The sequence below is a fragment of the Filobacillus milosensis genome, assembly GCF_004402015.1.
GTDB classification, from domain to species: Bacteria; Bacillota; Bacilli; order Bacillales; family Alkalibacillaceae; genus Filobacillus; species Filobacillus milosensis.
In genome coordinates this window covers 1-20,091 of the sequence record NZ_SOPW01000001.1, presented here as the reverse complement: position 1 = coordinate 20,091, position 20,091 = coordinate 1, and the positions used below count along the sequence as shown (strand labels likewise).

Here is a 20,091-nt window from a genome sequence, read left to right as displayed (position 1 = left end):
TTTGAACAAATATCGAGTAAAATAGGGATAGTTTGGAATTTATACGTATGTACATAGAGCGCAACGAAGGAGGTCAAAATGACATGAAAAAAAATCTAATTATGCCATTTGCATTAACCGCACTACTTGGAATTACGGCTATGATTGTATTAGGTGGGGTTGGTATTTCACAGCAGGACCACGCTGAAGGTGATAGTGGGAGTGGAGAAGTTACAGCTAGCGCTGAAGAACTAGTAGAACAACAAAACTGTGTTTCTTGTCACGGTGCAGACCTTTCAGGAACTGGAACAGCTCCGAACATCAAAAATCTTCAGGATAAATATTCTATGGAAGAACTTGTTGATGTCATCAATAATGGTGTAGAAGATAGTAATTTAATGACTGGTGATTATGCTAACGAAGAGCAGGCAAAAGTCATCGCAGAATGGTTATTAAACGGTAAAGAATAGTTAATTAAAGTCCAGAAGCAAACTACTTGTTTCTGGACTTTTTTACACTTGTCTCTGTTAAAGTTAGTTGTTGATTCTACGAATCGCTGCAGGCGGACGCTTTCCGAAGACCTGGACGGTCAAGTGTCGGCGTTGGTCACAGGACGTGACCGACATTAGCCGACCGCGGGCACGGCCTCAGCGAAGGAACATCTATGAATATTCTCCACTGCATCTTTGTACCGAGGAAGCCTACTGCGAAGCATTACTAGTAGACGAAGGTACATCCCGCGTGATTTTCGCTCGTGCTGTTCCCGCAGGAGTCGCCGCCTTCCGCTTTTCGTAGAAAAAAACCTACTTACTTCTTTCTTTATAATATCAACATTAAGCTTTAACATTACCACACACATAAAGATACAAAGAACAGGAAGATGTTATATGAATGAATTATTATCTAAAAGGTTAAGAAGAGTAGCTTATTACATACATGATGATATTAAAGTTATCGCTGATATAGGTTCTGATCATGCTTATTTGCCATGCTATGTTTGTTTGCAAAACCCTGATTTATTTGCAATCGCTGGAGAAGTAAATGAAGGCCCATACTTAGCTGCAAAGAAACAAGTTGAAAAGTATGAACTAGAGAATCAGATTGATGTTAGATTAGGTGATGGTTTAAGTGTTTTAGATAAAGGGGAAGCTGATTGTATTACAATAGCAGGTATGGGAGGCACATTAATTGCCAAGATTCTAGCTGACGGAAAAGACAAGCTACCCCATGTTAAACGATTAGTGTTGCAACCGAATATTGACGCACATGCAATCAGAGAGTTCGCTGTTGAAGAAAAGTATGAAATTATTGCTGAAGAAATAATCGATGATGAAGGCTATATTTATGAAATATTAGTCCTGGAACCAACGATAAATATGGTTAATTATTCAGAGAAAGAAATGTATCTAGGCCCTCACTTAATTGAAAATAAAAATGAAGTATTCTATGAGAAGTGGCAACATGTTTTAAATAAAAAATATAAAATTATAGATCAAATGAAAAATGCACAAAACATCAATTATGAAAAAATTGATTATTTTAGTAAACAAGTTCAATGGATCGAGGAGGAGATAGAAAATGACAACAACAGTTAAAGACGTAATAAAAGTTCTAGAAGATTTTGCTCCAAAATCCTATGCATTTGATGGTGACCCCATTGGGTTACATGTGGGAAGCATGGACTCTAAAGTGAAAAATGTAATGGTCGCTTTAGATGTTCTTGAAGAAGTCGTTGATGAAGCTGTAGAAAAAAATGTTGATTTAATAGTGGCTCATCATCCATTAATTTTTAAGCCATTAAAATCTATTGATACTAACTCAGAAAAAGGACGAATTGTACAGAAACTATTGAAGCACAATATTTCTGTTTATGCTACCCACACAAATCTTGATATTGCTAGTGGTGGGGTAAATGATATGTTGATGAATCAACTCAATATTACTGATTCAGAAGTTCTTGTCCAAACCGGTGAAGATTCATTATATAAGTTAGTAATTTATGTCCCTGACACTCATGAAGATCAGTTGCGCGATGCTTTATCTGACGCTGGAGCTGGTCATATTGGTGATTATAGTCACTGCACATTCAATATGCATGGAACTGGTACGTTTAAACCTTTAGAAGGTGCTGATCCGTATATTGGTAATCAAGGTGACTTAGAAAAGGTTTCCGAAATAAAAATGGAGACAATAGTCCCTGCAAGTATTTTAGATGAGGTTATCAAAGCTGCAATTGAAGCACATCCTTATGAGGAAATGGCTTATGATGTTTTTCCAGAGAAATTAGAAGGATTTACACGAGGGCTAGGACGTATTGGAAAATTAGATCAACCAGTCAGTTTAAAGGATTTTTCTGAGCAAGTTAAAGAAGCATTCGACGTTCCATTTGTAAGAATGGTGGGTGATTCTTCAAAAACTGTTAAAAATGTAGCAGTGATTGGTGGCGATGGAAACAAATATATCCATCACGCAAAAGTTAAAGGGGCTGATGTGTTAATCACAGGTGACATTTATTATCATACAGCTCATGATGCACTGGGTATGGGATTATCTATGATTGACCCAGGTCACCATATTGAGAAAGTGATGAAAACAGAATTAGCTAAAATTCTTAGTGAAAGAAGCCATCACTTAAACGTTGAATATATCTCCTCGGAAAAAATCACTGAACCATTTAGATTAATTTAAAAGTAAACCAATTTAGGTTTGCCTATTATCTGTTTATTTAGAATCTTTTTAAATATCGCCTCTTTGTTGACATAATCTTTAAGCGTTGATAATCTTATTGAAAATATAAAAGGGGGAGGATTATAAAATGGTTTGGGAGCAAAAATTTCAAAAAGAGGGACTAACATTTGATGATGTATTATTACTACCTGCGAAATCAGATGTTCTTCCACGTGACGTTTCTGTCAAGGTCAGATTATCAGAAACGTTGAAATTAAACGCACCGATTATTAGTGCAGGTATGGACACTGTTACTGAAGCAGATATGGCAATTGCCATGGCTAGACAAGGTGGTCTAGGTGTGATTCACAAAAACATGTCCATTGAAGAACAGGCGGATCAAGTTGATAAAGTTAAACGTTCAATCCGTGGTGTTATTACAAATCCGTTTTTCTTAACACCAGAACACCAAGTTTTTGATGCTGAGCATCTAATGGGCAAATATCGAATCTCTGGTGTTCCAATTGTAAATAATGAGGACGAACAAAAGCTAGTTGGTATCATTACCAATCGTGACTTGCGTTTCATTCAGGATTACTCTTCAATCATTTCAGAAGTCATGACGAAAGAGAACCTGGTTACAGCCCCTGTTAATACTACTTTAGAACAAGCTGAACAGATTTTACAAGAGAATAAAATTGAAAAACTACCTCTTGTAGATGATAAGGGAACTCTAAAAGGTTTAATTACGATTAAAGATATTGAAAAAGTTATTGAATTCCCTCATTCAGCCGTAGATTCAAAAGGTCGTTTAGTAGTCGCTGCAGCCATTGGTGTAACAGGCGATGTCATGTTACGCGCCGAAAAGTTAGTTGAAGCTGGCGTTGATGCATTAGTTATAGACACTGCACACGGCCATTCGCAGGGCGTTATAGATGCTGTGAAACGAATTAGATCATCCTTTTCAGATGTGAACTTAATCGCAGGTAACGTGGCAACACCAGAAGCAACTAAAGAGCTAATTAATGCTGGTGCAGATATCATCAAGGTAGGAATTGGCCCTGGTTCTATTTGTACAACTCGTGTTGTTGCCGGCGTTGGTGTCCCACAAATTTCAGCTATCTATGATTGCGCAACAGAAGCTAGAAAGCACAATGTACCGATTATTGCTGATGGAGGAATTAAATTCTCAGGTGATATTGTTAAGGCTATTGCTGCTGGAGGACATGCAGTCATGTTAGGTAGTATGTTTGCAGGAACTTCGGAAAGTCCTGGTCATACTGAAATCTTTCAGGGGCGTCGCTATAAGGTATACAGAGGAATGGGTTCTGTTAGTGCCATGGAAAAAGGGAGTAAGGACCGATACTTCCAAGAAGAAAATAAAAAGTTTGTACCTGAAGGGATTGAAGGAAGAGTTCCTTATAAAGGCCCAGTAAGTGAAACACTTTACCAATTAATTGGTGGCTTAAAATCAGGAATGGGTTATTGTGGTTCGCCTAATCTAGAAAAGCTTAGAGAAGAAGCTCAATTTGTAAAGATTACGAATGCAGGACTTAAGGAAAGTCACCCACATGATGTACAAGTCACAAAAGAAGCTCCTAATTACTCGTTTTAAAAATTAATAAACCAAACCCTTTTATAAAAATCGGATTCTTCATATATACTCGCCAATATGGGGCGAAAGTCTCTACCAGGTTGCCGTAAACAACCTGACTATGAAGGTTTGAAATTCTTATTTAGAATTCTGCCTTTGTAGTTTTAGGCAGAATTCTATTTTTTTAGGGTTTGAAACAAGTGTGAGGTGAAATAAATGCAAGAAATTAATGAAAAAATTATTGTGTTGGATTATGGAAGTCAATACAATCAACTAATCACTCGTCGTATTCGTGAATTTGGTGTTTTTAGTGAATTACACCCCCATGATTTAACAGCTGACGAAATTAAAGAGTTAAATCCAACCGGCATTATTCTATCAGGTGGACCAAATAGTGTTTATGGAGAAGACGCATTTACTATTGATGAAGAAATATTTCAATTAGGAGTACCCATTTTAGGAATCTGTTATGGTATGCAGCTTATCGCTCATCATTTTGGTGGAAATGTTGGTCAAGCAGGAAAGAGAGAATATGGAAAAGCTCTGATTACAAGAGAAACAAATTCTAGTCTATTTGCGACTTTACCTAAGGAACAACAAGTATGGATGAGTCATGGCGATCATGTAACTGAAGCACCTGAAAGTTTCACAGTAGATGCATTTAACCCATCATGTCCAATAGCTGCATTCAGTGATGAAGACAGACAATTGTATGGCGTACAATTTCATCCAGAAGTAAAGCATTCTGAATACGGAAATGATCTATTAAAGAATTTTGTTATGAATATCTGTAATTGCCACGGCGAATGGACAATGGAGAATTTCATAGATATTGAAGTTGAGAAAATTCGTGAACAAGTTAAAGGAAGAAAAGTACTATGTGCATTAAGTGGCGGTGTCGATTCTTCTGTTGTAGCAGTTCTTCTTCATAAAGCTATAGGTGATCAATTGACATGTATTTTTGTGGATCATGGGTTATTAAGAAAGAACGAAGCTGAAGATGTTATGACAATGTTCAGTGAAGGATTCAATATGAATGTCTTAAAAATAGACGCTAAAGATCGCTTCCTAGGAAAATTAAAAGGCGTCTCAGACCCAGAACAAAAGCGCAAGATTATCGGTAATGAGTTTATTTATGTTTTTGAAGATGAATCCAATAAATTAAAAGATATTGCTTTCTTAGCGCAGGGTACGCTCTATACAGATATTATTGAAAGTGGTACGAAAACTGCTCAAACGATTAAGTCACACCATAATGTAGGTGGGCTTCCAGAGCGAATGGAATTTGATTTAATTGAACCGTTAAACACATTATTTAAAGATGAGGTTCGAAAACTTGGAGAAGAACTAGGTATACCAAAACATATTGTTTGGCGTCAACCTTTCCCGGGACCAGGATTAGCTATTCGAGTATTAGGTGAGATTACCGAACAGAAATTAGAGATTGTTAGAGAATCAGATGCTATATTACGTGAAGAAATTAAAAATAATAATTTAAATCGTGATGTATGGCAGTACTTTACGGTGTTACCTGGAGTTCAAAGTGTAGGGGTTATGGGAGATCAACGAACTTATGATCATACGATTGCCATAAGAGCAGTTACTTCTGTAGATGGAATGACATCAGATTGGGCAAGGATACCGTTTGATGTTTTAGAACAGATATCAACGAGAATGGTTAATGAAGTTAGTCATATTAACCGTGTTGTTTATGATATTACGAGTAAGCCCCCGTCAACAATTGAATGGGAATAAGATTATGAAGTGATAAAACCAGCTATGTTAAATCATAGCTGGTTTTTGTTTGGATTTTATTGTAAAGTGGAGAATATTTCTTGTAGTGTTCACTTAATTTCTTATAGAACGACTAAAAGTTCTCGTAGGAAATAGATTTTTTCTCATAGCAAGGTTAAAAGTTCTTGTAGAATAGAGGTTTCTTCTTGTAGATAATTTAGTATTTCTCTTAGGGATAATAAAAAGGTTTAAAAAAACAAAAGCACTCGTATATAACGAGTGCTTTTGTGAACTTAATATATATGCTGCCATAATTATGCGCGCTTTTTCTTTTTAGGTTTTACTTTTGGTAAAATTTTGTTGTTTGTAACTTTAGATTCTTTAACCCATGTTTCCTGATCTTCAGGGTTATAATTTTCGATGAAACGAATGACTTCTTTTGTAATTGGAGTAGGTGTTGAAGCTCCTGCTGTGATAGCAACTTTTTTACAACCTTTTAACCAATCTAGATCGATTTCTGATACATCGGCTATGCGATAAGCTTCCGTACCAGCAATTTGCTTAGAAACTTGTGCTAAACGGTTAGAGTTATTGCTCATAGGATCACCTACAACTAGAGTTAAATCAGCATCTTTGGCTTGTTCCGCCACAGCTTCTTGTCGAACTTGTGTTGCCATGCAAATTTCTTGAACCATTTCAGTTTGAGGATACAATTCTTGAACTTTCAGCATGACATCATAAACATCCCACTGACTCATTGTCGTTTGGTTCGTAACAATAATTTTAGTGTTTTCGTCAAAATCTAATTGCCCAGCGTCCTCTTCAGTAGTAATTAGATGAACGTGACCAGGTTCAACACCAACTGCACCTTCAGGCTCTGGATGTCCTTTTTTGCCAATGTAGACAACTTCATAACCTTCTGCTACCTTTTCACGAATAAGGTCATGAGTACGTGTTACATCCGGGCAGGTGGCATCAAGTACTGTAAGCCCTTTGTTTTCAGCAATTTCTTTTACTTCAGGTGATACACCATGCGCAGTAAATACTACAGTACCTTCATTTATATCCTTCAATAACTCAAGACGGCTTTTTCCTTTTTGGTCAAGAGTAACAATACCTTCATCTTTAAACGCTTTAGTTACATGACTATTGTGAACGATCATTCCTAAAATGTAGATCGGTCTTGGCAAGTTTGGGTCCTTTGCGGCATTGCTTGCGATGACCATAGCATCAACAACTCCATAGCAATAACCTCTAGGAGCAATTTTTATTACTTCCATTAAAATGGCCTCCCCATTTCATACTATCTATGCCTATTATAATGGTTATAGGCTCTCTTGACAAAATGTTTATTCTAGTGGCATTTGAGGTATGTCTCCTTTATAATGAAACATGTTAGAGTTAAAAGGAGAATGAATAAAATGAAACGTTATTTTCAATCGTATCAAGTTAGTCAAAACATGTTAAACATTATTAATCAATTGCAGTTTAAACAGCCAACAGAAATACAGCATCGTGTGATTCCATCTGCTCTTAGAAATGAAAATATTATTGGTCAATCACAAACTGGAACAGGTAAAACACATGCTTATTTAATTCCGTTAATTGATCAATTAAATTTAGAGGACCAGAGTGTCCAAAAAATGATTATTGCACCAACTCGTGAATTGGCCATGCAAATTTTTCATGAAGTTAAAAAAATGATGGATTTCACTGAAGAAGGTCAGTTTTCTGCCAGGCTAGTTATTGGTGGAACTGATAAGGAAAGAGAGCTGCAAAAGTTCTCAAAACAGCCACACGTCATTGTCGGTACACCAGGTCGTATTTTAGATTTTATCAATGAAAATGCAATTAATCCCTCAACTGTTAACAGTGTTGTTATTGATGAAGCGGATCTATTAATTGACCTCGGACTAATTGAAGAAGTTGACCAAATACTGGGTCGTATGTATGAAGATGTACAGACATTGGTATTTTCAGCAACTATTCCCAAGAAGCTTCAACCATTTTTAAAGAAATACTTAATTAATCCTAATTATATTGTTATAGATGATGAATCATACAATAAAAATTTAGAACATCGATTGATTCCAAGACGTCATCGAAATGCAGCCGAATTAATCATTGAATCAACAAAACTAATTCATCCATACATTGCATTGATATTTGTAAATAAAAAAGAGCATGCTGATGAATTACGTGAAGAATTATTAAATAAAGGATTAGAAGCCGGGATTATACATGGTGGTTTGAAGCCGCGTGAACGTAAGCGAGTATTAAATGACTTGCGAAATTTAAAATTTCAATATATCGTTGCTACTGATTTAGCAGCTCGAGGTATTGATATACCAGGTGTAAGTCATGTATTTAATGCAGAGTTCCCGCAAGATGTTGAGACTTACACTCACCGTGTTGGAAGAACTGCTCGAGCTGGCAATAAGGGTACTGCTGTAACATTTTATGATGAAAAAGATTTACCTCTAATTGAAAAACTTGAGGAAACAGGCATCGAATTCCATAACTTTGACATCAAAAATGGAGAATGGGCTCCGGTTAAAGAATGGAATGTTAGAGAGAAAAGAAAAGAGCATGAAAATGAACTTGAGAAAGAAGCATGGAAAAAAGTAAGAAAGCGTAAAAAAATTAAGCCAGGCTATAAGAAGAAAATGAAACAAGAGAAAGAACAAATCAAAAAACAATTGAAAAGAGAGAAATTCAAAAAGATGAACAAGGGGAGGAGAAAGTAAATGACTTTGAAGTTAGGGTCACACGTATCGATGAGTGGTAAAAAAATGTTATTAGCATCAAGTGAAGAAGCTGTGTCATATGATGCAAATACATTTATGATTTACACGGGTGCGCCACAAAATACAAGGAGAAAAGATATTGAAGAATTAAACATTGAGGCCGGACAACAACATATGAAGGAGCATGGTATAGAAGAATTTATTGTACATGCCCCTTATATTATTAATATCGGTAATACAACAAAACCTGCAACATTTGAATTAGGTGTTAACTTTTTACAGTCTGAAATTGACCGTACAGAAGCATTAGGTGCCAAACAAATTGTATTACACCCGGGTGCTCATGTTGGTGCCGGAGCAGATGCAGGTATTGAAAAAATTATTGAAGGGTTGAATCAAATCCTTCAAAAAGATCAACATGTTCAAATTGCATTAGAAACAATGGCCGGTAAGGGGTCTGAATGTGGAAGAACATTTGATGAAATCGCTAAAATCATTGATGGTGTTAAGTATAATGAACATCTATCCGTATGTTTTGACACATGTCACGTCCATGATGCAGGCTACGATATTGTAAATGACCTGGATGGTGTTTTGAAAGAATTCGATGATATAATTGGTTTAGATCGAATGAAAGTGATTCATATTAACGATAGTAAGAATGAATGTGGAGCTCATAAAGACCGTCATGAAAACATTGGATTTGGGCATATTGGTTTTGATGCAATTCATAAAGTAGTTCATCATCCTGATTTAATGCATTTACCTAAAATTTTAGAAACACCTTATGTGGGTGAAGATAAAAAGAACAAAAAGCCACCTTATGCTTTTGAAATAGAAATGCTTAAAAAAGGTGAGTTTGACCCCGATTTAAAAGAAAAGATTATGAAACAGTAGTTAAATTAAATGATCTAAATTATACTGTTTAGCTAACTGTCTAAGCAGTTGATCTGCTTGTTGTGCTTCTTTTTTACCAATATTTGTTTCAACATATCGGAAAGTTCTTGATCGATCCCGCGCTGAAAAGGGGTCGATCGTTTCTTTTTTTATGAAAGATATTAATTGTGTCGCTTGCCCTCGAGTGATATTGATGCCATACCTTTTTCCATAATTTACAATTTCATCAGGTGTTGAGGCATATAACCTCGTTCTTATTAATTGTTTTAACATAAGTTTGGAAATCTCCTCTCAATAAACTCAACACTATATATATGCAAATCAAATTAAAAATTGAGGTGCTTTCCAAAATTTACTTATGTAAAAAACAAATTTCCTCACACACTAAGAATATCACGAGGAAAGTGAGGTATAAGATAATGGCAGATTATGATGATAAATATCCGAATAGTTTTGACGATGATCAAGATTATTTTCCTAATAAAGGTGAAAAACAAAAGAATGTATATGATGATTTTACAGAATACGAAGCCAGAGATATTGGACCAGATACAGAATTCGCAAGTGAAACAGCAACGTTTAACCCCAGTGAATTAGATGAAGATAAAATTAGAAAAGAAGAAAAGGAAACACGATTTGAAGAACATGTAGATGCTGGTTGGGGTTGGATTGCATTAGTTGTATCATTATTATCATTCTTTGTTTGGACCCTGTTATTCGCAGTTGTAGGAGCTGTAATGGGTATATATGCCAAAAGAAGAGGTGCTGACACCCTCGGTAATATAGCAATTGGCTTAGCTCTTTTAGCTGTTGCACTGAGATTATTTGTATTTCCTATAATGTAAAAAAACCCTTACTGCTCAATTTTGAGCGGTAAGGGTTTTCTATTATGCTTTTTGTTTTTCTTCTTCTTGTTTTTTATAATGTTCTTCAGCAAGTTTATCGACTTCTTTTTTCAACTCATCAACCATAGTTTCTTCTGGAACCTTACGAATAATTTCACCATGTCTAAATAGAAGTCCTTCTCCACGTGCCCCTGCGATACCAATATCAGCTTCACGTGCTTCACCTGGACCGTTTACAGCACAACCGAGTACTGCCACTTTAATTGGCGCTTTAATCTTTTGGATATATTCTTCAACTTCGTTTGCAATACTAATTAAATCAATTTCAATACGCCCACAAGTAGGGCATGAAATTAATGTAGCAGCATTTGAAGCTAATCCAAATGATTTTAATAGTTCTTTTGCTACTTTAACTTCTTCAACCGGATCGGCACTTAATGAAATTCGAAGTGTACTTCCGATACCTTTACTTAGAATAACACCTAAACCAGCAGCACTTTTTACTGTTCCGGCAAATAGTGTACCTGATTCAGTAATACCTAAGTGTAGAGGATAAGGAATGACTTCTGCTGCTTTTTCATATGCTTCAGTTGCTAATTTAACATCAGAAGCTTTTAATGACACGATAATATTGTGGAAATCTAAGTCCTCAAGGATTTTGATATGTCCTAAAGCACTTTCAACCATGGCATCTGCTGTTGGATAACCATACTTCTCTAGTAAATGTCTTTCTAGAGAACCGGCGTTAACTCCAATACGAATTGGAATACCTCGTTTTTTTGCTGCATTAACAACCTCTTCAACTTTTTCGCGCTTACCGATATTACCTGGGTTAATACGGATTTTGTCTGCTCCACCTTCAATAGCTTTCAAGGCGTATCTATAGTTAAAGTGAATATCAACAACAAGTGGTATATTAATACGTTTTTTAATTTCTGGAATAGCGTCTGCTGCACGGTCATCAGGACATGCAACACGAACAATCTGACATCCAGCTTCTTCTAAACGATGTATTTCATTAACAGTTGCTTCAACATCATGTGTTTTCGTTGTGGTCATTGATTGAATGATAACTTCATCTTTACCACCAATGATTACATCCCCGACTTTAACGGGTCTAGTGTCTTTACGGTGAATAATCGTAGACATGCTACAACTCCCCTTTTTTCTATAAAAAATACTTAAATTTATCACTATCATAGATAATAACATAAAATTAGAGGATTATGCTATTAGTCCTAACTGTTATAATAATAAATATGAGTAAGATTTTTCAAAAAGAAGCACTTATTTTCTATAAAAGGGTGAGTGAAATGATGATTCTACAATCTATAGTGGGTGTGTTTGTCGTTACATTTCTAGGTATGTTTTTTTTAATTGGAGAGATGTTTGTTAAATTAAAAGGTCTTGGTTTAATCCTGGGAATTGGATTTATCACACTATATTTCATGTCTCATGTTTCATCTTTTAATTTAATTATGATGGGTATCGCTTTCTTAATTGGAATTGGCTTGATTATTGTAGATGGAAAATTTATTGGTGATGGCACAATTGGTATAGTCGGATTTGTTTTAATCTTACTTTCGGTAGCTTTTGCTGCTTCAAATTGGACTTTAGCGATGTATAGTGTAGCAGGTGTTATTTTGGGGAGTTTAAGCAGCCTTTTACTTATAAAAATGCTACCCCGTAGAGATATGTGGTCAAAAATTGCTTTAATGGATCAATTAACCAGTGAAAAAGGATATAATTCACTAAATCATTCTTATAAAGATTTACTAAATAAAGAAGGGATTACTCAAACAGTTTTAAGACCTTCAGGAAATATTAAGGTGAATGGAGAAGAGTACAGTGCCGTTTCAAAAGGGAATTGGATTGAGAAGAACCACGCAATTAGAATTGTAAATATCGATGGAACAAAAATCGAAGTGGAAGAAGTTAATAAGGAATAACGATTATTTAAAAACAAATACAAATGAAGTTTTTGAGGGACGCGTACTCAGATTATATAGTGTTACAAATTTAGTAATTTTTAAATGTAAAGTTTATGTAAAGTTTGTATAAACTATATTTACATTGTTGATTCTCAAACATAAAATAAGACTCGGTATTTTTTGACTATAACTACAGGGGTGACTTTATGAATTTGCAAGAAATGATATTCTTATTTGTCGGTGGTTTAGGTATTTTCTTATTCGGTATTAAATACATGGGTGATGGCCTTCAGAAGTCTGCTGGGGACAAACTTCGAGACATCCTTGACCGATTTACAACAAACCCGTTTATGGGGGTTTTAGCTGGTGCAGTTGTAACAATATTAATTCAATCAAGTTCTGGAACTACAGTACTAGTTATTGGGTTAGTTAATGCTGGGTTTATGACACTAAGACAAGCAATCGGTGTTATCATGGGGGCTAACATCGGTACAACAGTTACAGCGTTTATCATTGGTATTGATATTAAAGCCTATGCTTTACCAATTCTGGCATTAGGTACTTTCTTAATTTTCTTCTTTAAGAATAAGAAAGTTAACTATATTGGACAAACTGTATTTGGTTTTGGTGCACTATTCTATGGTTTAGAGCTAATGGGTGAAGGGATGAAGCCTTTACGTTCATTAGAATCTTTCCAAGAACTTACGGTTAGTATGAGTGAGATTCCTTTATTAGGTGTTGCGATAGGTACAATATTTACAGTTGTTGTACAAAGTTCATCTGCCACCATTGGTATACTACAACAATTATACGCTGAAGGGGCAATTTCAAATTTAGATGCTGTGTTACCAGTATTATTTGGTGATAACATTGGTACCACAGTAACAGCGGCAATTGCTGCAATCGGTGCAAGTATAGCAGCTAAACGTGCTGCTGCCGTTCACGTTCTTTTTAATTTATTAGGCGCAACAGTATTTTTAATATTGTTAATTCCATTTACGTCATTAATTGAATGGATTTCTAGTGGGTTAATGTTAGAACCTAAAATGCAAATTGCTTTCGCGCACGGGATTTTTAACTTAACTAACGTGATTATTCAATTCCCGTTCATTGCACTATTAGCATTATTAGTGACTAAAATTATTCCTGGTAAGGACAGTATTATAGATTATAAACCAAGACACTTGGATCCTATTTTTATTCAGCAATCACCTTCTGTAGCCGTGGCTCAAGCCAAAGAAGAGTCGATTCATATGGGTGAGATTGCAATTAAAGGACTGCAAGAATCTAAATTGTTCTTAAATAACAACTAATCTAAGCATGCTGAAATTGCTTATTCATTAGAAGATGCGATCAATAATCTTGATAAGAAAATTACAAACTATTTAGTACAAACATCAGGTTCGATTTCAGAATCAGATAGTGCTTCGCATTCATCAGTGGTGGATATTGTAAGAGATATTGAACGAATTGGTGACCACTTTGAAAATATTGTTGAATTGATTGAATACAGAATTACAAATAAAGTTAATATGACAGATCAGGCCTATGAAGATATGAATGAAATGTTCGATTTAACCATTGATACAGTTTCGCAGGCTATTGACGCTTTTGCTAACATGGATGAAGAAAAAGCTAAAGCTGTTATGAAAAAAGAAGAAGAAATTGATTCAATGGAACGTAAATTCCGTAAGAAACACATTTTACGTTTAAATGAAGGGTTATGCTCTGGATCAGCCGGTATTGTATTTGTAGATATTATTAGTAACTTAGAGCGTATCGGTGACCATGCCAAAAACATTGCTCAAGAAGTTGGCGGTAAAAAAGAGGAGTAAGTAATTCATTAACCCGTACTGAACAGTTTTAGTACGGGTTTTATATTTTATATAAAAAGTATGAGATATTTTATTGACAAGTTTTCCGTATCATGATAAATTATATCTCGTCGCAATCATTAGTTAAACAAAGTGACTAGCACTAATATTCCAGCGTAGCTAAGCGTAAACTTCTTGGAATACATCTGAGTAGCTTTGCGAGGAGCGTATGCTTCGCAGAAAAATCTTCCGACGCGATTAGCACAGTAAATACGCATATTGTTCTTAGTAAAATTAAAAGAACTAAAAATTATTTAATATTCCAGCGTAGCTCAGTGGTAGAGCAATCGGCTGTTAACCGATTGGTCGCAGGTTCGAATCCTGCCGCTGGAGCCATTGGCGGCGTAGCTCAGCTGGCGAGAGCGTACGGTTCATACCCGTGAGGTCGGGGGTTCGATCCCCTCCGCCGCCATTACATAACTAAATGAATACCGGAGCTTTAAAGATTTAAGCTTTGGACCGTTACATTAACATAACAGTCAGCCTAGTATTATGGCGGTCGTGGCGAAGTGGTTAACGCACCGGATTGTGGCTCCGGCATTCGTGGGTTCGATTCCCACCGATCGCCCCATAACAATTTTATAGCTTGGACCCTTAGCTCAGCTGGTTAGAGCTATCGGCTCATAACCGATCGGTCGCAGGTTCGAGTCCTGCAGGGTCCACCATTTTTCTTTTCACGGAGGAGTACCCAAGTCCGGCTGAAGGGAGCGGTCTTGAAAACCGCCAGGGGCTTCACGGCCCGCGGGGGTTCGAATCCCTCCTCCTCCGCCATATTTTTAAACACTAACAAGCTACATTATTAGCTTGTTTTTTTGTTTAGCACAGTTTAACCTTAATGTTAGTAACAAAGTATATTTATTTAGAATTGTAATATTCTACAAGGAGCGAAAGGCGGCGACTCCTGGTCGACTAAAAAGCGGCTACGTCGTGCGCCTGCGATTACTCGGCGCAAATTAAAACAAAGAAGTAATGCAAGTAGCATTTGTGGCCAACGTCGACACTTGAACGTCCGGGTCTTCGCGGGAACAGCGCGAGCTAAAAATCACACGGGATGCACTTGCATCTTCTAGTAACGCTTCGAAGTAAGCTTCCTCGAGCAAAGATGCAATGGAGATTAATCATTGAGGTGCCTTCGTTGAGGCCGTGCCCGCAGAAAGCGTCCGCCTGTAGCGATTCGTAGAATCAACAACAAACTCTAATAAAGCCTTATGTTTAAAATACATTGCTTAAGGAAATTGTAAATATGTAAGTTAATGATTATTACTAATTCATGCAAAAGTGTTGCATGGATTGGCTAGCATTGGTAATCTTTAAATGAGTAGGGATTCATAGTCCCTTATAAAGTTGAAGGAGGAATCTCATTATGGCTAAATTTGAACTACCAGAATTACCTTACGCTTACGATGCGTTAGAACCACACATCGACAAGGAAACAATGAACATTCACCACACTAAGCACCACAATACTTATGTGACAAAATTAAACGCAGCACTAGAAGGCCATGCAGATCTTCAGGAAAAATCATTAGAGGAGCTATTACAGAACCTAGATTCTCTACCAAGTGATATTCAAACAGCTGTACGTAATAACGGTGGCGGTCATTCAAACCACAGTTTATTCTGGACAGTGTTATCTCCAAATGGTGGAGGCGCACCATCTGGCGAACTAGCAGACAAAATTAATGAAGCATTTGGTAGCTTTGATGAATTTAAAGAAAAATTCGCAGCTGCTGGTGCTGGACGTTTCGGATCAGGTTGGGCTTGGTTAGTAGTTAAAAATGGTAACTTAGAAATTACTTCAACTCCAAACCAAGATACACCGGTTATGGAAGGTGTAACTCCTATTCTTGGCCTTGACGTTTGGGAGCACGCTTATTACTTGAAATATCAAAACCGTCGTCCTGATTACATTTCAGCATTCTGGAATGTTGTAAACTGGGATGAGGTTGCTAAACGTTACGAAGAAGCAAAATAAGTATTTGTAATTGATTAAAAAGAGTCGACTAATGTTAGTCGGCTCTTTTTTTATATCTATTTCTCAATTATTATGCCATCTTTATTTCTGACTCAAAGGTATATACTACATGGATTTGCAAAAAATATAGGTTAGGAAATGAGGGATAACATGTTTTCTAACCAGCTGTCTGGTGTTAGTCATAAAGAGAAAAAGAATTTAGGGTTGTTATTAGTAATTGGATGGCTATATACGTTAGGTATTTACTTATCAAGTATTTTCGTAAATATATTTCTATGGAAACAAACTGGTGATTTATATATTTTAGCTTTGTATAATTTATCGATTTATCTAGTGCAAACATTGATCTTTATATGTATTGGTAAATGGGCGAAAAAAATAGATCGTGTCATTATTTTAAGGGCTGGTATTTTCATTATTTCAGTCTTTTTTATTTCTGTTTTACTTTTAAGTACAAAAGCTTCAGATTTATATTTAATGTTAGGAGCAATCATTGGAGCAGGGTATGGTTTATTTTGGCTAGCTTACAACATATTAATTTTCGAAGTAACTGAACCTTATACTCGAGACTTTTTTAATGGGATGTTTGGTGCTCTACAATCGTTAAGTGGCATGGTAGGCCCATTATCTGCCGGGTTTATTATTACGAATTTAACAGGGTATAAAGGGTATCTAACGATTTTCTTTATCTCTTTTGTTCTTTTTATACTGGCTATTATTTGCAGTATTTTTTTAGAACGACGAACAGTAGATGGTGACTATAATATCAAAGAAGTCATTAAAGAAAGAAAACGAAATAAACAATGGAACTTGATGTTAGGGGCTCACTTATTTCAAGGCATGCGCGAAGGTGTATTTTTATTTTTAATTGGTTTATGGGTTTATTTAGGGACTCAAAGTGAGTTAATTGTTGGGATTTATAACATGATCTATGCTCTCGCTTCATTCGTGATGTATCAAGTTGTTGCCAGAATTGTTAAACCTGACAATCGTAAGTCTCTAATCGTCCTGGGTGCAATATTTCTATATGTAACTGTCATTTGGTTAATTTTCGCAAATGAGCCTTTAGATTATTATATCTATGCTGGAACACTAGGTGTTTTTCTGCCGCTGTTCTTTGCCCCATATATGTCTATTTCTTACGATATTATTGGTCAAGCAAGAAATGCAAGAGAATATAGAGTTGAATACATTATATTTCGTGATATCGTATTAAACTCAGGGAGAGCTATTTCTTTAATATTGTTTTTAGTCGGTTTATCTTTTTTCACACCCGTACAATGGATGAAATACGCTGTATTAATTTTTGGAGTAGGTTATTTAATCTCTGGGCTAATCATCATCAAAATCAATCGTTTAAGGCACCAAATTAATGAATAATTTTTGAAACGACTTCAGCTAAAACATTAAGGGTGGTATAATATGTTATAGATAAAAAAGAAGAGGGGGAGGATCAGTTTGACAAATAAAAAGAAACAAAAATCACATTTACCTCTTCGCTTAAATGTTTTGTTTTTTGCAATCTTTTTGCTTTTTTCTGTGTTAATTTTGCAACTAGGTGTTGTACAAATTTTATACGGAGAAGATGCTCAAGCAGAAATTGATCGTACAGAAAATGTAACGTCTAAAATTCCTGTACCTAGAGGGGAAATTTACGATCGTTATGGGAATGTAGTGGTTGATAATGAACTCAAATATGCCATTACATATACCCCACAACGAAATGTTCAGCCTGAGGATAATTTAGAAATCGCTGAAATGTTGACGGAATATATGACAATGAATCCAGAATCTGTGACTAAGAGAGATATTAAAGATTACTTAATCTTAAAAGACCGTCAGAAAGCATACAGTCGTTTAACCAATGAAGAAAAAAATTTACCTAACTCAGAGCAGTACAGTTTAGTTCTGGACCGAATACCTGATACTGAAATAAATAGTCTCAGTGAAAAAGAATTACAAATTATTGCTATTAAACGTGAACTTGATCAAGCCACTCAATTAACACCTCACGTTATAAAAAGTGGTAGTGGTAAAGCTGACAAATCAGAAAATAAATATGCTCTAACTAAAAAAGAATATGCCGTTATTGCGGAACATGCTAATCAGTTGCCAGGTATCAATGTAGCAACGGATTGGGACCGTAAAAAACCATTTACCCCAACATTAAACTCTTTAATTGGTAATGTAACATCAAGTCAAAGCGGCTTACCTAGAGAAAAGTTAAATTATTATTTATCACGTAACTATAAATTAAATGATCGTGTTGGCGAAAATGGAATAGAAGAGGAATATGAAACCTATCTTCAGGGTCAAAAAGAGGTTAGGAAACATATTACAAACTCCAGTGGTGAGGTCATTAGAAGTGAACTCGTCAGACAAGGTGAACGTGGTAAAGATTTAATGCTATCAATCGATATGGAACTTCAAAAAAGGATTGATAAAATCCTGCAAGAAGAACTTAAAAAAGTTATTGAAGAGAACCCTAATGAAAATAAACATTTAAACAAAGCTTTAGCTGTTATGATGGACCCAAATACAGGTGAGGTATTAGCAATGTCAGGGCAAGTTTATCACCGAGCAGATGAAGATACGCCTGCTAGATTTACTAATGAGGCCTATAGGGTTTTATACGATGCACACTTGCCTGGTTCTACAATTAAGGGTGCAACAATTTTAACTGGCCTTGATACTGGTGTCATTCAACCAAATACAGAATTTAGGGACCGCCCACTTATTTTTTATGGATCTCCAGACTTTAGGTCCTGGTCCAATTTGGGTGTAGTTGACGATATAGAAGCATTACAAAGATCATCTAATATTTATATGTTTAGATTGGCTATGAGACTTGGAGGCCAATGGGATTACACACCAAATAATCGATTAAGCTATAACGGTGAAGGGTTTTCAACGTTATCTAATTACTTTAGACAGTTTGGGTTAGGGTCTACAACAGGCATCGATTATCCGTATGAAGCACAAGGTGTATTAGGCGACGATAGTGTTAAAGGCTATGAAGTTATGCACATGGCTATTGGTCAGTATGAAGCGTATACGCCAATGCAATTAGTACAGTATGTTTCAACTATTGCTAATGGTGGTTACCGAATCGAGCCTCATATTGTTAAACAGATTCATGCACCGACAAATGAGAGTAAATTAGGTCCAATATATATTTCAAATGATCCGACCGTATTGAATAAAGTCGAAATTAAAGATGAATATTTTGAGCGTGTACAGGAAGGTTTCCGTCGTGCTTTTCAAGAGCCAGGTGGTACAGCGTATTATAAATTCGGGGATGCAAAATACAAACCTGCTGGGAAGACCGGAACTGCTGAAAGTGCAATTTACCCTGGTGATGGTACCAGAATAGACACGATTAATTTGTCTTTAGTAGGTTATGCTCCGCATGACAAGCCTGAGGTTGCTTTTGCGCTAATCGTACCACATTTAGAGGATACTGACCCACATATTAATAATGATATTGGACGTAAGATTCTTGATGCTTACTTTGAGTTAAAAGAGGAACGACAAAAAGGAGAGCCTTCGGATTCAGAAAAAGAAATTGAAGAAAATGCTGAATCTGAAAAAGAAGAAGAATAGCTTCTTAAAAGAATTAAAAAAGAAATGTCTACATCAATGGAGGCCACTGAAAAAGTCCGATTTTAAAAATCAGCCCATCTTTTTTCCAAGTTTGGAAGAAAGATGGGCTGATTTCTTTTATAATATAAGTAGTACATAAAAGTGAGGGATTGGATGATTGAACGTCAACTTTCGTTAGACATTAGTGAATTCTCTGGATTATACGATGCTATAATTCCGGAAGATCATTTACTGAGACAAATTAA

At 35.9% G+C, this 20,091-nt stretch carries 15 protein-coding genes, 5 tRNA genes, 1 pseudogene and 1 riboswitch; of the genes and pseudogenes, 18 read left to right on the top strand and 3 right to left on the bottom strand.

The annotated features are described in order from the left end of the window. Positions 1-83 precede the first annotated feature (83 nt). From E3U55_RS00105 to guaA, 5 genes are all read left to right on the top strand, one after another. Positions 84-449 carry a c-type cytochrome gene (locus E3U55_RS00105; RefSeq protein WP_134338280.1) on the top strand — a complete coding sequence of 122 codons (366 nt, stop codon included), beginning with the start codon at positions 84-86 and terminating at the stop codon, positions 447-449. A 417-nt stretch (positions 450-866) separates the two neighbouring features. Then, positions 867-1,574 carry a tRNA (adenine(22)-N(1))-methyltransferase gene (locus E3U55_RS00100; RefSeq protein ID WP_134338278.1) on the top strand — a complete coding sequence of 236 codons (708 nt, stop codon included), beginning with the start codon at positions 867-869 and terminating at the stop codon, positions 1,572-1,574. Further along, positions 1,558-2,667: a Nif3-like dinuclear metal center hexameric protein gene (locus E3U55_RS00095; RefSeq protein WP_134338276.1), complete on the top strand. Its 1,110-nt coding sequence runs from the start codon at positions 1,558-1,560 to the stop codon at positions 2,665-2,667. The genes E3U55_RS00100 and E3U55_RS00095 overlap by 17 nt, the downstream gene beginning before the upstream one ends. 127 nt (positions 2,668-2,794) lie before the next feature. After that, positions 2,795-4,261 (top strand): IMP dehydrogenase, encoded by a 1,467-nt coding sequence (guaB, locus tag E3U55_RS00090; RefSeq protein ID WP_134338274.1) that lies wholly within the window; start codon positions 2,795-2,797, stop codon positions 4,259-4,261. A 19-nt stretch (positions 4,262-4,280) separates the two neighbouring features. Next, a riboswitch (purine riboswitch) is annotated at positions 4,281-4,382 on the top strand. Positions 4,383-4,456: 74 nt separating this feature from the next. Then, a complete protein-coding gene (gene guaA / locus E3U55_RS00085; protein ID WP_134338273.1) occupies positions 4,457-5,995 on the top strand; it encodes a glutamine-hydrolyzing GMP synthase in 1,539 nt (512 codons plus the stop codon). A gap of 293 nt (positions 5,996-6,288) precedes the next feature. On the opposite strand, the gene E3U55_RS00080 is transcribed toward guaA, so the two are convergent. After that, on the bottom strand, positions 6,289-7,254 hold the full coding sequence (locus E3U55_RS00080) for a 4-hydroxy-3-methylbut-2-enyl diphosphate reductase (protein ID WP_134338271.1): 966 nt from the start codon (positions 7,252-7,254) through the stop codon (positions 6,289-6,291). 141 nt (positions 7,255-7,395) lie between these two features. On the opposite strand from E3U55_RS00080, the gene E3U55_RS00075 reads away from it, so the two are divergent. Then, positions 7,396-8,721: a DEAD/DEAH box helicase gene (locus E3U55_RS00075; RefSeq protein WP_134338269.1), complete on the top strand. Its 1,326-nt coding sequence runs from the start codon at positions 7,396-7,398 to the stop codon at positions 8,719-8,721. After that, complete coding sequence (locus tag E3U55_RS00070) at positions 8,722-9,618, top strand: deoxyribonuclease IV (protein ID WP_134338267.1); 897 nt, start codon at positions 8,722-8,724, stop codon at positions 9,616-9,618. Here E3U55_RS00070 and E3U55_RS00065 read toward each other — a convergent pair whose 3' ends face one another. After that, complete coding sequence (locus E3U55_RS00065) at positions 9,619-9,891, bottom strand: DUF2624 family protein (protein ID WP_134338266.1); 273 nt, start codon at positions 9,889-9,891, stop codon at positions 9,619-9,621. 146 nt (positions 9,892-10,037) lie between these two features. Between E3U55_RS00065 and E3U55_RS00060 the strand changes: the two genes are divergently transcribed. Then, positions 10,038-10,463, top strand: a complete 426-nt coding sequence (locus E3U55_RS00060) for a DUF4190 domain-containing protein (protein WP_134338264.1) — start codon at positions 10,038-10,040, stop codon at positions 10,461-10,463. Positions 10,464-10,505: 42 nt separating this feature from the next. Here E3U55_RS00060 and ispG read toward each other — a convergent pair whose 3' ends face one another. Beyond that, entirely contained in the window at positions 10,506-11,612 is a 1,107-nt protein-coding gene (ispG, locus tag E3U55_RS00055) for a flavodoxin-dependent (E)-4-hydroxy-3-methylbut-2-enyl-diphosphate synthase (protein WP_134338262.1), read from the bottom strand. 164 nt (positions 11,613-11,776) lie between these two features. On the opposite strand from ispG, the gene E3U55_RS00050 reads away from it, so the two are divergent. The 10 genes and pseudogenes from E3U55_RS00050 (at position 11,777) to E3U55_RS00005 (ending at position 19,846) form a co-directional block, all read left to right on the top strand. Further along, positions 11,777-12,412, top strand: a complete 636-nt coding sequence (locus tag E3U55_RS00050) for an NfeD family protein (RefSeq protein ID WP_134338260.1) — start codon at positions 11,777-11,779, stop codon at positions 12,410-12,412. 188 nt (positions 12,413-12,600) lie between these two features. Next, a pseudogene (locus E3U55_RS00045) lies at positions 12,601-14,229 on the top strand (Na/Pi cotransporter family protein). 300 nt (positions 14,230-14,529) lie between these two features. After that, positions 14,530-14,604: transfer RNA gene (locus tag E3U55_RS00040), tRNA-Asn, on the top strand. 2 nt (positions 14,605-14,606) lie between these two features. Next, a tRNA-Met gene (locus E3U55_RS00035) sits at positions 14,607-14,680 on the top strand. Positions 14,681-14,763: 83 nt separating this feature from the next. Then, positions 14,764-14,839 (top strand) — tRNA-His (locus E3U55_RS00030). Between the two features lie 17 nt (positions 14,840-14,856). Continuing rightward, positions 14,857-14,933: transfer RNA gene (locus tag E3U55_RS00025), tRNA-Ile, on the top strand. Positions 14,934-14,946: 13 nt separating this feature from the next. After that, positions 14,947-15,039, top strand: a tRNA-Ser gene (locus E3U55_RS00020). Between the two features lie 592 nt (positions 15,040-15,631). Further along, positions 15,632-16,243 carry a superoxide dismutase gene (locus E3U55_RS00015; protein WP_134338258.1) on the top strand — a complete coding sequence of 204 codons (612 nt, stop codon included), beginning with the start codon at positions 15,632-15,634 and terminating at the stop codon, positions 16,241-16,243. 150 nt (positions 16,244-16,393) lie between these two features. Next, positions 16,394-17,623 (top strand): MFS transporter, encoded by a 1,230-nt coding sequence (locus tag E3U55_RS00010; protein ID WP_134338256.1) that lies wholly within the window; start codon positions 16,394-16,396, stop codon positions 17,621-17,623. Positions 17,624-17,701: 78 nt separating this feature from the next. Further along, a complete protein-coding gene (locus tag E3U55_RS00005; RefSeq protein WP_134338254.1) occupies positions 17,702-19,846 on the top strand; it encodes a peptidoglycan D,D-transpeptidase FtsI family protein in 2,145 nt (714 codons plus the stop codon). The last annotated feature ends 245 nt before the right edge of the window (positions 19,847-20,091 follow it).

Excerpts from the sequence above, each read along its gene's own strand:
- E3U55_RS00105 (WP_134338280.1), top strand. The coding sequence starts at position 84 with ATGAAAAAAAATCTAATTATGCCATTTGCATTAACCGCACTACTTGGA.
- E3U55_RS00100 (WP_134338278.1), top strand. The coding sequence starts at position 867 with ATGAATGAATTATTATCTAAAAGGTTAAGAAGAGTAGCTTATTACATA.
- E3U55_RS00095 (WP_134338276.1), top strand. The coding sequence starts at position 1,558 with ATGACAACAACAGTTAAAGACGTAATAAAAGTTCTAGAAGATTTTGCT.
- guaB (WP_134338274.1), top strand. The coding sequence starts at position 2,795 with ATGGTTTGGGAGCAAAAATTTCAAAAAGAGGGACTAACATTTGATGAT.
- guaA (WP_134338273.1), top strand. The coding sequence starts at position 4,457 with ATGCAAGAAATTAATGAAAAAATTATTGTGTTGGATTATGGAAGTCAA.
- E3U55_RS00080 (WP_134338271.1), bottom strand. The coding sequence starts at position 7,254 with ATGGAAGTAATAAAAATTGCTCCTAGAGGTTATTGCTATGGAGTTGTT.
- E3U55_RS00075 (WP_134338269.1), top strand. The coding sequence starts at position 7,396 with ATGAAACGTTATTTTCAATCGTATCAAGTTAGTCAAAACATGTTAAAC.
- E3U55_RS00070 (WP_134338267.1), top strand. The coding sequence starts at position 8,722 with ATGACTTTGAAGTTAGGGTCACACGTATCGATGAGTGGTAAAAAAATG.
- E3U55_RS00065 (WP_134338266.1), bottom strand. The coding sequence starts at position 9,891 with ATGTTAAAACAATTAATAAGAACGAGGTTATATGCCTCAACACCTGAT.
- E3U55_RS00060 (WP_134338264.1), top strand. The coding sequence starts at position 10,038 with ATGGCAGATTATGATGATAAATATCCGAATAGTTTTGACGATGATCAA.
- ispG (WP_134338262.1), bottom strand. The coding sequence starts at position 11,612 with ATGTCTACGATTATTCACCGTAAAGACACTAGACCCGTTAAAGTCGGG.
- E3U55_RS00050 (WP_134338260.1), top strand. The coding sequence starts at position 11,777 with ATGATGATTCTACAATCTATAGTGGGTGTGTTTGTCGTTACATTTCTA.
- E3U55_RS00015 (WP_134338258.1), top strand. The coding sequence starts at position 15,632 with ATGGCTAAATTTGAACTACCAGAATTACCTTACGCTTACGATGCGTTA.
- E3U55_RS00010 (WP_134338256.1), top strand. The coding sequence starts at position 16,394 with ATGTTTTCTAACCAGCTGTCTGGTGTTAGTCATAAAGAGAAAAAGAAT.